This window comes from Ulvibacter sp. 2305UL32-6, from assembly GCF_058148545.1.
The window spans coordinates 608,610-621,920 of the sequence record NZ_JBYVKA010000003.1; the positions used below are offsets into that span (position 1 = coordinate 608,610).

At 37.7% G+C, this 13,311-nt stretch carries 10 protein-coding genes; 2 read left to right on the forward strand and 8 right to left on the reverse strand.

From position 1 onward, the window contains the following. The first annotated feature begins 268 nt into the window (after window positions 1-268). Complete coding sequence (locus ACY2RU_RS12500) at window positions 269-3,982, forward strand: fibronectin type III domain-containing protein (RefSeq protein ID WP_490138797.1); 3,714 nt, start codon at window positions 269-271, stop codon at window positions 3,980-3,982. A 53-nt stretch (window positions 3,983-4,035) separates the two neighbouring features. On the opposite strand, the gene ACY2RU_RS12505 is transcribed toward ACY2RU_RS12500, so the two are convergent. Genes ACY2RU_RS12505 through ACY2RU_RS12515 form a run of 3 tightly spaced genes read right to left on the reverse strand, consistent with a single transcriptional unit; the run spans window position 4,036 to window position 6,423 of the window. Further along, window positions 4,036-4,749 carry a 3'-5' exonuclease gene (locus tag ACY2RU_RS12505; protein WP_490138798.1) on the reverse strand — a complete coding sequence of 238 codons (714 nt, stop codon included), beginning with the start codon at window positions 4,747-4,749 and terminating at the stop codon, window positions 4,036-4,038. Window positions 4,750-4,793: 44 nt separating this feature from the next. Beyond that, window positions 4,794-5,942: a serine hydrolase domain-containing protein gene (locus ACY2RU_RS12510; protein ID WP_490138799.1), complete on the reverse strand. Its 1,149-nt coding sequence runs from the start codon at window positions 5,940-5,942 to the stop codon at window positions 4,794-4,796. Between the two features lie 4 nt (window positions 5,943-5,946). Beyond that, window positions 5,947-6,423: a methylated-DNA--[protein]-cysteine S-methyltransferase gene (locus ACY2RU_RS12515; RefSeq protein WP_490138800.1), complete on the reverse strand. Its 477-nt coding sequence runs from the start codon at window positions 6,421-6,423 to the stop codon at window positions 5,947-5,949. 112 nt (window positions 6,424-6,535) lie between these two features. Between ACY2RU_RS12515 and ACY2RU_RS12520 the strand changes: the two genes are divergently transcribed. Beyond that, window positions 6,536-8,758, forward strand: coding sequence for a tetratricopeptide repeat-containing hybrid sensor histidine kinase/response regulator (locus ACY2RU_RS12520; protein WP_490138801.1), 2,223 nt, complete (start codon window positions 6,536-6,538; stop codon window positions 8,756-8,758). Here the strand turns inward: ACY2RU_RS12520 and ACY2RU_RS12525 are convergent. The 5 genes from ACY2RU_RS12525 to ACY2RU_RS12545 all read right to left on the reverse strand — a co-directional run bounded on the left by ACY2RU_RS12525 (window position 8,755) and on the right by ACY2RU_RS12545 (window position 13,160). After that, complete coding sequence (locus ACY2RU_RS12525; protein WP_490138802.1) at window positions 8,755-9,843, reverse strand: CNNM domain-containing protein; 1,089 nt, start codon at window positions 9,841-9,843, stop codon at window positions 8,755-8,757. The genes ACY2RU_RS12520 and ACY2RU_RS12525 overlap by 4 nt on opposite strands. Before the next feature lie 102 nt (window positions 9,844-9,945). Further along, window positions 9,946-10,416 carry a hypothetical protein gene (locus tag ACY2RU_RS12530; protein WP_490138803.1) on the reverse strand — a complete coding sequence of 157 codons (471 nt, stop codon included), beginning with the start codon at window positions 10,414-10,416 and terminating at the stop codon, window positions 9,946-9,948. Window positions 10,417-10,509: 93 nt separating this feature from the next. After that, window positions 10,510-10,863 carry a hypothetical protein gene (locus ACY2RU_RS12535; RefSeq protein ID WP_490138804.1) on the reverse strand — a complete coding sequence of 118 codons (354 nt, stop codon included), beginning with the start codon at window positions 10,861-10,863 and terminating at the stop codon, window positions 10,510-10,512. 60 nt (window positions 10,864-10,923) lie between these two features. After that, on the reverse strand, window positions 10,924-11,436 hold the full coding sequence (locus ACY2RU_RS12540) for a DinB family protein (RefSeq protein WP_490138805.1): 513 nt from the start codon (window positions 11,434-11,436) through the stop codon (window positions 10,924-10,926). 185 nt (window positions 11,437-11,621) lie between these two features. After that, window positions 11,622-13,160: an anti-phage dCTP deaminase gene (locus ACY2RU_RS12545; RefSeq protein ID WP_490138806.1), complete on the reverse strand. Its 1,539-nt coding sequence runs from the start codon at window positions 13,158-13,160 to the stop codon at window positions 11,622-11,624. Between the last annotated feature and the right edge of the window lie 151 nt (window positions 13,161-13,311).

A 13,311-nucleotide genomic window follows, 5' to 3' on the forward strand; every position in this document is an offset into this window, starting at 1 on the left:
TAAAATTTCAGAAAAAAGCAGGATGAAAATTCCTATATGGCGGGAAGAACTTCCCAGAATACAGGATTGTTAATAAAAAGTTAATGTAGTTCGTCGAATAAAATTTGAATTATACAATTTAATTAGTTCTTTCGTACGGATTTATTTATAAAGTCTCCCCAAAATTGTTGAATTCATCAATTCTTTGCTTAAAATATTGCGATTTTGATATCGACAACTTGCTTTTAAATGAACCGCTAATTAAATATTAACTTAACAAACTAACATCATGAGGAAATCCTATTTTTCAAACAAATGGACAATGACTGTTTCGGCTTTATTACTCTGCGCTTTTGTTTTTGCGCAAACCCCAGCCGAAAAGGAGAAAATTACAAGTCGGTATAACTTACCCGCTTTACAACAATTAGAAACAACGCTAAGTGCGCAAGCACAAGCCAAAAAGCAACAGGCGGCGAGTTTCGCACAGCAAAAAAATATTCAGCAACGCATTGTCATGCCTAATGGCGCAATTGCTGAATTACAATATATTGCCGAAGATGGAAGCCCAATTTACTACCAAACATTTAATGTAAATGCTGCCATTTCTACACGTGCCAACTATTTAAATAGCGGCGGAGGCTTAGGTCTAAATGTAGATGGTCAAAACATGACTGCCTATGTTTGGGACGGAGGTCATGCGCGAGTGTCTCACCAAGAATACGATGGTGCTGGAGGAAGCAATCGTGTAACTGTTGAAGATGCTGCTTCTGAAGGAGGAACACAGCTTAATTATCACGCTGCGCACGTAACTGGAACCATTACGGCTTCAGGTGTTCAGGCAAACGCAAAAGGGATGGCGCCACAATCACGAGTTCGTGGCTATATGTGGAATAATGATGTTTCTGAAGCTACTGCTGCTGCTGCAAATGGGATGCTTTTATCAAACCACAGTTATGGTTATCGATCTGATCTAGTGCCTGATTATTATTTTGGCGCTTATATCACAGATTCTCGTGATTGGGATAATGTAATGTACAATGCACCATACTATTTAATGGTTGTTGCTGCTGGAAACGACGGAAATACAAATTATAATGGAGCACCGCTTGCTGGAAATTCGGCTTACGATAAGTTAACGGGTCATTCTACTGCAAAAAACAATATGGTTGTAGCCAATGCTCAGGATGCTAATATTGATGGTAGTGGTAACTTAGTTAGTGTATCTATCAATAGCTCAAGTAGTGAAGGACCAACAGATGATTATCGGATCAAGCCTGATATTACAGGAAATGGTACTTCATTAACATCTACCTATGATTCTAGTGATACTGCTTATGGAACTATTACAGGTACGTCTATGGCGTCGCCAAATGTGACAGGAACCTTGCTTTTATTGCAGCAACATGCTAATAATACCTTCGGAAATTATATGCGTGCTTCAACGCTAAAAGGATTAGCGCTACATACAGCAGACGACGCTGGTCCAACAGGCCCAGACGCTGTTTATGGATGGGGATTACTAAACGGAAAACGCGCTGCAGAAGCCATTACGGCCAACGGAATTAATTCAAAAATAGAAGAACTAACCCTTTCTAGCGGACAATCATATTCGATCACTGTTGATGCCGATGGTGTAAACGATTTGATGGCTTCTATTTCATGGACAGATCCTGCAGGTGTTGCAACTACCCAAACAAATTCATCTACGCCGCTTTTGGTAAACGATCTTGATATCCGTGTATCAAAAGGAGCAACGACCTATTTGCCATATCGCTTGACTGGTGTTACAACTAACGGACTAGGAGATAATGTAGTAGATCCTTTTGAAAGAATTGCGGTAGCAGGAGCTTCGGGTAGTTACACCATCACGATCACTCATAAAGGTTCTTTAAGTGGCGGGAGTCAAAATTACAGCTTGATTGTTACAGGTATCATTGATAGTGGTGCAACCTGTACAGCAGATGTTCCTGCGAATGTAAATGTTTCGGGAGTTGGATCTAATTCGGCTATTATTGGCTATGATTCAGTATCTGCAGCTACTTATGATATTCGCTACCGTCAAACAGGTTCAGGTAGCTGGACAGTAATTTCTTCGGCTTCAACTTCAGCAACCTTAAACGGGTTAACGCCAGAAACGGCTTATGAAGCACAAGTACGAAGCAAATGTAATGACGGGACGACCTCAGCGTATAGTGCTTCGGTTAACTTTACTACAACCGAGGTTCAACTAAATTACTGTGCGTCGCAAGGAGATAATGTATCCGACGAATATATTGGTCGGGTTCAATTTGGATCGATCGATAATACAAGTGGTTCAGGAAATGGCTATTCAGATTTTACAAACTTAAGCGCTAATATTTCTAAAGGAGCAAGTGCTTCTATAACTGTTACTCCGTTTTGGACTGGCACTGTATATGCTGAAGGATATTCTGTGTGGATCGATTATAACCAGGATGGCGATTTTGACGACGCTGGCGAACAAGTTTGGACGCAAGCAGCAACTACGGCAACACCTGTAAGCGGAAGTTTTACCGTTTCTAATGGAGCGGCAGACGGATCAACACGTATGCGAGTTTCTATGAAATACAATGGAGTGCCAACGGCTTGTGAGTCATTTACCTATGGTGAAGTTGAAGATTATACTGTAAATATTTCTGGAAGCGGTGCCGATACACAAGCACCTTCTAATCCAACTAATTTATCAGCTTCTAATCTTACTGAAACAACTGTTGATCTATCTTGGAGTGCATCTACCGATAATGTTGGCGTTACTGGTTATGAAATATTTATGGATGGGTCTAGTTTAGGTACGGTTGCAGGAACTACTGCAAACATTACAGGGCTTGTTGCAAACACAAGTTATTCGTTCTATGTACGTGCTTTTGATGCGGCGGGGAATAACTCTGGAAATAGTAACACTGTGAATGTAACGACGCCAAGTGGTGCAGATACACAAGCGCCTTCCAATCCAACAAATCTCTCGGCTTCTAACGTTACAGATACAACAGCCGATCTTTCATGGAGTGCTTCTACAGACAATGTAGGTGTTACAGGCTATGAAGTGTTTATGGACGGCTCTAGTTTAGGAACTGTTGCAGGAACTGCGGCTAACATTACAGGTTTAGTAGCGGGAACTACGTATTCATTCAATGTTCGTGCTTTTGATGCAGCCGGAAATAATTCAGGATTGAGCAATACAGTAAGCGTTACCACAACAGGTGGCGGAGGCGGAGGTTCTGTGGTTTTACACCAAGGATTCTTTGAAACTGGCTGGGATGGATGGATCGATGGAGGAAGTGATTCTTACCGTTATAGTGGTTCACGTTCGTATGAAGGTTCGTATTCTATTCGTCTAAGAGACAATACAAATACATCTACCATGACATTGGGAAGCTTTGATGTGACCCCATATAGCAGTATTGATGTTGAATTCTATTTCTATGCTTACAGTATGGAGAATGGGGAAGATTTCTGGGTACAGTTCTATGATGGATCAACTTGGCAAACCGTAGCTGCCTACGCAAGTGGAACGAGCTTTGAAAATAATACCTTCTATACGGCAACAGCTACAATTGATGGAGGTACCTATAATTTCCCAAGCAATGCACAGTTCAGATTTAGATGCGATGCTAGTACAAATTCAGATTATGTATATATAGATCAAGTTACGATCACGGCAAACAGTGGTAATGGAACGAATAGCACCAACAGTATCACTGCAATAGGACCACCACCGTATGATGCAATGAGTGATGCAAATGGTCTTGAACTTGAAGATGACTTCATAATGTATCCTAATCCTGCTAAATCAATACTTACGGTAAAGTTTATTGATGCTAGTGAAGCAATTACCTATCGCGTTATCAATATGATTGGTCAAACAGTATTAAAAGGCGATTTTGCTAGTGATACAATTAATGTACAATCACTACAAGCCGGAGTTTACTTCCTAGAAGTTAATGATGGTGAGGAATTGATGATCAAAAGGTTCGTTAAGCAGTGATCAATTCCCCACATGCTTTAAAACCTTTAGCCCGCTCGAAAGAGCGGGTTTTTTTATACAGAAAGAATTTCGTCTGGAGTCAATAGTGCTTCATTTCGAAGCCTTAAAATAATCTGGGCAACAGTGATCGTGTCTTTTTCACAGTAGGTGATAATCCGATCTATGTCTTTTTCTACATAATAAACATCGCGTACTTCACTACCGTCAATATCGTCTTTTGGAGAAGGGATGCCTAAGACGTAAGCCATTAATTTCAGCGAAGTAAATGTTTTGTAGTCACCAAATTTCCACAATTCAAGGGTGTCAAGATGTGCGACTTCCCAAGGCTTTTTTCCGAAGAGATTCAGCTTAAAAGGTAAGTCGATGCCATGGATGATCATACGTCTTGCGATATATGGAAAGTCAAATTCTTTACCGTTGTGAGCACATAACAAATGCTGTGCTTTATTAAAGTATGCTTCGAGCAAATTTTTGAATTCTTTTAAAATCGTTTCTTCCTCTCCGTGAAAAGACGTGACCCGAAAGCTCCGAACATCGCCTTTCATTTTAAAATAGCCAACGGAAATACAAACGATCTTCCCAAATTCGGCCCAAATACCAGCTCGGTCATAAAATGCCTCTGGCGTAAATTCGTCTTTACGTTGATATTTTGTTTTGAGTTCCCAAAGTGATTTGCCAGTGTCGTCTAATGCGTCATAACTTGAATGCTGCGGAACGGTCTCAATATCCAGAAACAGGATATTTTCCAAATGAATACGATGTAACATGGTTTTAAAATGTAATGTGGGAAGGAGTTTAAAGATACAAAATTTTAGTCTTCTGAGGCGAGCATTGCGAAAGCCTCTTCCACATAAATGTAGAAATCGTCACTCATGGGCCTTCCGGCATTGCCTCCACGTTGATGACCTAAGCGAACTATGATGACATCATCTTTAGGGCTTACAATTACATATTGCCCTAAAATACCGCGCATTACAAATAGTTCTTTATCTAGGTGATCACTCAGCCAGAATCCGTAGCCATATTCGGGACTCGTCTCAAAACGTGGCTTAATACTGGTTGCAACAAAAGATGAATCGATGAGTTGTTGGCCATTCCAATTTCCGAAGTCTTTATACAATTTTCCAAAACGAGCAAAATCACGTGCATTGCTTGCAATACAGCAATATGCCTTCGCTACTTGATTTTCAGCATCATCAACCTGCCAAAGCGCAGTATGTTCTGCTCCCATTGGTTTCCAAAAGCTTTCTGAAAGAAATTCAGCTAATTTTTTGTTTGTTGCCTTTTCTATCAACAAACCCAAGAGTTGTGTACTTCCGCTGAGATATTTAAATGATTGGCCTGGTGCTTCTGTTACTTTTTGACTTAGGATGGTTTCGGCTAGATCATCATCGTAATAAGCGCGAGCTGTGACGCTAAACGGACTCGTATAAGACTCGTCCCAATCGAGACCTGAAGCCATAGAAGAAAGATCACCTACCGTAGTTTTAGAGCCTTTGTATTGCTCATAGAAATCACTAATAGGTTGGTCTAAGCTCTTAATAAAACCATCTTTTATGGCCTTTCCAAGTAAGGCGCTCGTGATACTTTTAGCCATGGAAAAGGAGTTTGTCTGAGAATCACGATCGAAATCCTCAAAATACTCTTCAAACCACAAACTGTCATTTTTTATGATTAGAAATGCAACGGTGCCAAGTTGTGTATTTGTTTCTGATAGGTATTTTGTGGCTGGCACGCTATTGTAGGCCTCGTGTTTAGGCCATGGTTGAGGTGTATCGCTGGCTGCAATTTCATCATTTTCAAAATAGGGATGATCGTCAATATAGGCAGTTATATGGCCTGTAAGATAAACCACTCGCACTCCTTTAAGGATATAACCATAGTCGGTTATATAAAGAAACATTATAAGAACAAGTACAATTCCGAAGAACCAAAGAGAAAAGCGTTTTAGGTATCTCATGAAGCTAAAATAACGATTGTTGTTTGGCGGGGCTTTCATGTTCTAGCAACCACTTTTTGCGATGTAATCCTCCCGCATAACCAGTTAAAGATCCGTCACTTCCTATAACTCTATGGCAAGGAATAATAATTGAAATAGGATTTTTTCCGTTTGCGGAGGCGGCAGCTCGAATTACTTTAGGGTCTCCCAAAGTATTAGCCATACGCTGGTAAGACGTGGTTTTGCCAAAAGGAATGTTTTGCAATTCCTGCCATACTTTCTTCTGAAAATCGGTTCCCTGTGGATTCAATGTGAGGTTAAAATTACTGCGTTGGTTGTTGAAATATTCTTTGAGCTGGAAGACAGCATCTTGTAATACAGCTGGAATTTCGGTTCTTGTGATTTCCGAAGTGTCTTTTAAAAAGAGCACCGAGGCTAATCCGTCTGCCGAACCTTTTAATTCGAGGATCCCGATGGGGGATTGTATATACGCTGTTTCCATAGTAGCTAAGATAAAACTAACTATTTTATAAGAACTTGAATAATATAAAATAAATTTGAAATAACGATGTAAATTCTTACATTGCATATCCCAATATCTCCTACAAATGCTTTTGAAACAACTACTTATAGTTTGTTTATTGTGCGTTAATTTACCCTATGCTCACGCTCAAGATACAGTCCTTTCTAAAGATAGTTTAGAAATAATTTTAAACAAAGCGAGTGATCAATATTATGATTACCAGTTTAAGAACGCGATGGAAACAAGTTCACGACTTGTTGACGAAGCAATAAAAGCACAAGACAATTACTATACTTTTAGAGGATATATTGAATTGGGGATCATTCATTATAGTATTAAAGACACCTCCAAAAGCAGACTATACTATCGTAAAGCGTTAGAAAAAGCTATTGATTCTAAAGTAGATACGCTTATTTCGTGGGCCTACAATGATCTTGGAAATAGTTTTGCAGAAGACGAAGCTTATTTTCAAAAAGGGATTGATTATTACGCCAAAGGCATTGAGATCAATAAGCGTAGTGGAGCTCCAGACGTTAAGAGTATCGCCCAATACATGAATATTGCCTGGACCTATCTCGATATGGGAGCGCATAAAAAAGCTTGGCCCTATCTACAAAAAGCACAATTGGTCTCAAAAGACAGAGAACAAAGTCCGCTATTATACCTGAATCTTAATATTCTCTTCGGACGGTATTATCACTATGTTGGTAGAGATCAAGAGGCCATCACTATTTTAAAACAGGCCGCAAGAGCTGCGGAAGAGGGTAATCATTTAGAGCAGGCAGCAGAGGCACATGAGTATTTAGCAGCGATTTATGAAATTCAGAATAAGTTGGCACTAGCGAATGCCAGTTTAAAGAAACAACAACAGCTTAAAGATAAAATTCACGCTGCCGAAAATGAAACGGCTGTCATGGAGGCGAGTGCCAAACTTGGGATTCAAGAGTATCAAAAGGATCTGGAAATTGCCCAGAAAGAAAAAGCTTATTCCGAAGCACTAGTTAAAAAATCTCGGTTGCTTTCTAGCATTTTTCTTATTGCAACTATTATTTTGGTCATAGCACTTGGCGCCTTTTTTATGTTTTTTCGAGCGAGAAAAAGATACATCAAAGGTCTTTCAGAAAAGAATAAAGAACTTATTATCGCCAAAGATAAAGCTGAAAAGCTTTCGAAACTAAAAACACAATTTTTCTCTACCGTAAGTCATGAATTGCGAACTCCTTTGTATGGAGTAATTGGTCTTTCGTCTATACTTTTAGAAAATGAAGAGCTAAAGGCGCACAATGACGATCTAAAATCGTTAAAATTTTCGGCAGACTATCTTTTGGCGCTGATTAATGATGTACTCATTCTCAACAAAATGGATGCAAATGGTATTCAGTTGGAGCGCACTCCTTTTGCGCTAGATACCTTGTTAAATGGCATTATAAGGTCTTTTAGCTTTAGTTTAGAGCAAAATAATAATAAGATTCATTTGCACATGGAGGAAGGTATTCCTAACCGGCTTCTAGGAGATTCAGTACGTTTATCACAAATACTAATGAATCTTGTGGGAAATGCTGTAAAATTTAATGAAAACGGAAATATATACCTCTTTGTGCGTTTGGTAGGGCAGGAAGAGCCGGGAGCTTACAGAACAGAGTTTATTGTACGAGATGACGGAATTGGAATTCCACAAGATAAACAACAGTCTATATTTGAAGAGTTTTCTCAAATAGAGAACAATAATTATAATTATCAGGGTACCGGTCTGGGTCTTCCTATTGTTAGAAAATTATTAGCACTTTATGACAGCAAAATTCACTTAGAAAGTACAGTTGGCGAAGGATCTACTTTTAGTTTTATCATCACATTGGAAGCAGATCCTGCATATGATGTTGCCGAATTATTTAATGTCAATCAAGCGGGAGTCATTTTTGAGGAACCGATTTATGAAAATTATCATATACTTATAGTAGATGACAACAAGATCAATCAAAAAATAACCCAAAAGATACTTGAGTCGCGGCACTTTAGCTGCAGCATAGCTGATAGTGGCGAAGAAGCCATTGAAATGGTTAAAAAGAATACGTATAATTTGGTGTTAATGGATATTCATATGCCCGGAATGGGCGGCATCAAAGCAACCGAGGCTATTCGGGTGTTTAATAAACAAGTCCCTATCATTGCACTTACAGCAGTTGAGGCAGACGAAATTCGCGGCAAGATCCATGAGTCTGGAATGAATGACATTATATTAAAACCCTATGATATTTCGAGATTTTTAAGCACCATCTTAAAAAACATCAATAGAGAGTTAAGTCAGCAATTTTAATCAGTTGGTTCTTGATCCTCTAATTGAATTCCCATGCGTTTTGCGCGGCGTTCCCAGTTTTTTCGGGCTTGTACCTGCATGTCTTCAATCGCATCGCTTTCGTCCATTATTTCAAGGCCTAAAAGGGTTTCGATGATATCTTCCATAGTTACGATCCCTGTAGTATTTCCAAATTCATCTACAACCAAAGCAATATGAGCGCGCTGCTTAATAAAGGTGTCAAATAACTCTGGAATTGGAATTTTATCGTTAACCATATTTATTTCCCGCTTGATATCACTGAGTGGTTTATCTCCGCGCTCTTCAACGATTTCTTCTAACAAGTCGTCTCTAAGAACAAAACCGGTGATATTGTGACTCTTCTCTTTATAGACTGGAATTCGCGAAAACTGCAAATTTTTATGCGTTTCATGAAATTGACTCAATGTGGTCGATTCATCTTCGGTGATCACTACAGGAAATGGAGTCATCACATTTTTAGCCGTAACCGATTTAAAGAGTAATAAATTTTTGATAACAGCACTTTCGCTTTCTTCAAAAACACCCTCTTGTTCAGCTGCATCAGTGATCGCAATAAACTCTTCTCTACTCATTGTACTTACATGAGCCGATTTTCCAATAAGTTTGGTTGTAAGGTTCAGCAGCCATAAAATACCTGTGTATTTCAATGGGAAAATGATAATGTTCAAAAAGAGGGCTGTGAACTTACCTAATTTTTTCCAGTAGGTCGCTCCAATGGTCTTCGGAATAATTTCTGAAACGATCAAAATTAAAATGGTCATGATCGCTGAAACGATACCCACAATATTTATTCCTAAGAAATCTATTTTATAGGGTAAACTTTCGGCTTGAACTCCAACTAAAATAGCTCCCACCGTATGAGCAATGGTGTTGAGCGTTAGAATGGCAATAAGTGGCTGGTCAATATTTTTCTTAAATCCGGCCAATGTTTGTGCGTAGCCTTTGCCTTCCTGTGTTTTCATCTTAATAAAAGTAGGCGTAAAACTCAATAAAGCAGCTTCCAAAATGGAGCACAAGAATGAGATAAAAATAGAAATGACTGCGTAAACAATAAGTAACGTCATGCGTAGCGTAAGTTTCCGACTAAAATAAAGATTTTAAAGGGGATATATTGCAATAGAATGTTAATTAGAAAAAAAAGGGCGGAATTTCCCGCCCTTTTTTCTTTATGATGCTCGAACCAACGGACGAACTTTGTCTTCCCATTGATGTGCTTTGTGTAAGCATGCTTGCGGATCTGTAGCCGGACCGTCTTCATCAGTTTCCGAATAGAACATAATATCCTTTATTCCGCTTTTGCTTAGAAGTTCGAGTCCTACCCAATCAATGGTCTTCTTATTAAGATTTACCACTTTTGTTTTACATTGATTCACTTGATCAAGATCGATCACTTGAAAGTTCTTTACAACATCTTTACGGTTAGAAACAATCATTTTTTTATGATTCGCATCCAAACCAATTACAACATCACCATTGATTTCAAATTCATTTAGGGTGATCTCATTTGTTTTGCAAAGTCGGTCTATCTGCCGCTTCACTCGTTTATCTTGAGAGAAAGCATATATAATTAATACTGCTATTGGCGCGATGATAACCAATAGAATAATAGCGTCTAGTAATAGTGCATTTTTTTCCATGATATAATAAAATTATAGATTGTGATATTTTTTGTTTTTCTGGCAACAGAGCGAGTCATATTGCGGCAATACAGTTAATTACAAAAAATAGAACTAGGAGAAAAAATGAAATGGAAAGATAGATTCACGTAACTTTTTACGCTTGTCTTGCAGAAATAACTCAGCCGAATTTTTAGTAGTATTAAGGTGTAAAAACACTTCAGAAGTAAATGAAGTGCTAGTATTTCCATAACCCAAAAAGTCACTTTCAGCTAAAATCTGTACGGTCGTTTCGGCTTCCTGAGAAAAGTAAAAATGTCCTTTGTTAGAGTTTTCTACATGCTGCGTTTGCTCTGTTTCCGAAGAAATTTCAGAAACTGTTGCAGAATACGCAAAAGTAGTCGTGCTCCACGCGAGGCCAATCGCAAGGATTCCGAAAGCTTTCAGTAAAAAGACAAACGACTTCATGTGCCAAATGTAAACGAAAACTAATTACAGCACTGATAAATGTTTATTAAATTTTAGCACCTACCAACCCACGTATTTTGGAGGTTCAACGCTATTGAGATTAAGGTAGACGATTAGTTGTCCGCGGTGATGGCTCACGTGATCTTGCAATAAGTTCAACATTTGGAGTTTGCTTTTTGGTCCGTCAAAGAAGTCAATTGTACGTTCTAGATCTTCTTCCGAAGCACTTTCAACTTTCGCTTTTGCTGCATCAAATGCTTCGGAAAGTAATGCAATCACCGCTGCTTTTGTTTCAGGAATCACCGTTTTTTCACGTTTAAAGTCTTCTTCGGAAAAGTAAGTGGAACTCAACCAATCCATATTTCCTTTGATATGAATAAGTTGCTCTTTAAAGCTCATTTGGCGTTCAGTAGGTTTAAAACCGAAGTGTTCTTCTGGCATGACTTCAGCGATTGCAACCAAGTAGTCTTTTGAGTTTTCCCACTTTTCTAGCCAGGCTTCTTTTGCACTAGATTGTTGCGCAAAGCTTAAAGAAGAAGCAAGTAATACAAAGATAAAAAACGATTTCGTCATGAATAAAACAACCGCTTTAAAGCGGTTGTTAGTTTTGTTAAGTTTAATTTCTTTTACGATTTAAAATTTTCGTGTTGAGCTCTCTATTTTGAGATCTTTGAATAGAAATAATTTTTACTTCTTTCGCAGTATTCTCAAAATTCAATTTTAGTTGATTTTTGGAATTCTGATTATTGTTGGGCATTTTAGATAAGGATTTTATCAAATTTATCACTTTTATTTAATTCTTCAGTAGCTTTTCGTTCTAAAAAAGGAATCGCTTCTAAGGAAATACTTTTTCTTGGAGAAGCATTTTTCCGACTTTCAATTGATTTTTTGCCATCCTTTTTTCTTTTTTCAGCATCTTGGGTTTTGAATAAATCAATATATCTTTTAGGTGAAACCCCGTCATACATAATAATTCTAACACGGTTATCTGAATTTAATCTTTCGGTTATTGAATCGCTATGCAATTTTAGAGCCAAACTTTTTTTATAAGGTTCAATATAGTAGACTTCTTTAATACCTGCAGCTACTATATGTCGAGCACAGTTATGACAAGGATATGTAGTGCAGAATAGCTTACCTCCAAGAATTTCGGAACCAGATTTTTGAGTAGCATTTATCATAGCGTGCATTTCCGCATGAACAGCTCTTGAAAATTCAATTAAATCCTTAATTCTTGAGTTATTAAATACTTTATAGGTCTTTTCATACTGTTCTTTAACTATTATTTTTTCTTTCAGCAACTCATCTGTAATTAGTTTTATAAGTACATTCTTTTCCTCATCATTAAAGCATTTTCCGCCGCTTTTATTTATACAACGATGATCATCGTTTGATAAATCGTTTTCGGTATAAAGATTTCCACCGAATTTTGGAACATCATTCCACCCTACAGAAATAATATCACCTAGCTTATTTGTTATTGATGCGCCTACTTGTCTAGATAGACAGGCAGAATTTGCCGCAGCAGAAGAAGCCATATACATTGCTGTCTCCTGATAAGTCGGAGTAGTAATTTTTGTGCCAAAAATTAAATCTAAAAATCGGCCAAGTTTATTTTCTACTACTTGATCATTACTGTCCTCAATTCTTAAGAAATAATCTGCATTTGGAAAAGTTTTTGCTACTTTTTGACCGTGATCCTCAATTTGTTCAGAATCGATATTTATCAAACGTTCTATGTCTGGACTGTCCATTCCTTTCAAACTTAAATTTTCTTTTCTAACCTCAAGAGGGGAAAAGACACCTATAAAGTAAAAAATATTTTGATAAACTCTTTTAAGTAGTCGATATTCAGAAATGTGTTTTATTGAGTTTACTATATAACAGATTCTTTTTTTCTTTACCAACTCTAAACTAGTGTTAGACTTGGCTTGTCGATCTTTGGTAATTTCATGCACTACAATTTTTGAAAGAATATCATTACCCGACTCACGTCTTAACCTGTTTCCTAAATCAATGAGTTCTTTATAACTACTGAAGGTCTTAGCTTTATTGACAATGTCATATTGTTTTTTTATTATACTACTTACTTTGAGTTCTATACATTCATAACCAAAATTATCTTCAAGAATTTTCCTTAAATTATTAGAAACAAAATTTATATCACTGCCAATTGGACCACAAAGACCAATTATTAACTCATCAGTGATGGTAAAATCTAAATAACTATTAATGTCCTTAGGTTCGTCTTCATCGCTAGTTTTATCATTAATTTTAAGTTGTTTGGCTTCGCTCATGTTCGATCAGAATTAAGTTTACAAATTAGTGAAAAATATAAACTATGGAAACAGGAAAAACCCTTAAAACTTTAAACCTGATATTCTTGCGCAAAGTTTGTTGCTGAAATGATCATGATGAGTAGCGTCGTTCCTAGTTTCATACTTCCGA

Bases quoted from the DNA above. Each gene is read 5' to 3' on its own strand.
- ACY2RU_RS12500 (WP_490138797.1), top strand. From the start codon at position 269: ATGAGGAAATCCTATTTTTCAAACAAATGGACAATGACTGTTTCGGCT.
- ACY2RU_RS12505 (WP_490138798.1), bottom strand. From the start codon at position 4,749: ATGTTACATCGTATTCATTTGGAAAATATCCTGTTTCTGGATATTGAG.
- ACY2RU_RS12510 (WP_490138799.1), bottom strand. From the start codon at position 5,942: ATGAGATACCTAAAACGCTTTTCTCTTTGGTTCTTCGGAATTGTACTT.
- ACY2RU_RS12515 (WP_490138800.1), bottom strand. From the start codon at position 6,423: ATGGAAACAGCGTATATACAATCCCCCATCGGGATCCTCGAATTAAAA.
- ACY2RU_RS12525 (WP_490138802.1), bottom strand. From the start codon at position 9,843: ATGACGTTACTTATTGTTTACGCAGTCATTTCTATTTTTATCTCATTC.
- ACY2RU_RS12530 (WP_490138803.1), bottom strand. From the start codon at position 10,416: ATGGAAAAAAATGCACTATTACTAGACGCTATTATTCTATTGGTTATC.
- ACY2RU_RS12535 (WP_490138804.1), bottom strand. From the start codon at position 10,863: ATGAAGTCGTTTGTCTTTTTACTGAAAGCTTTCGGAATCCTTGCGATT.
- ACY2RU_RS12540 (WP_490138805.1), bottom strand. From the start codon at position 11,436: ATGACGAAATCGTTTTTTATCTTTGTATTACTTGCTTCTTCTTTAAGC.
- ACY2RU_RS12545 (WP_490138806.1), bottom strand. From the start codon at position 13,160: ATGAGCGAAGCCAAACAACTTAAAATTAATGATAAAACTAGCGATGAA.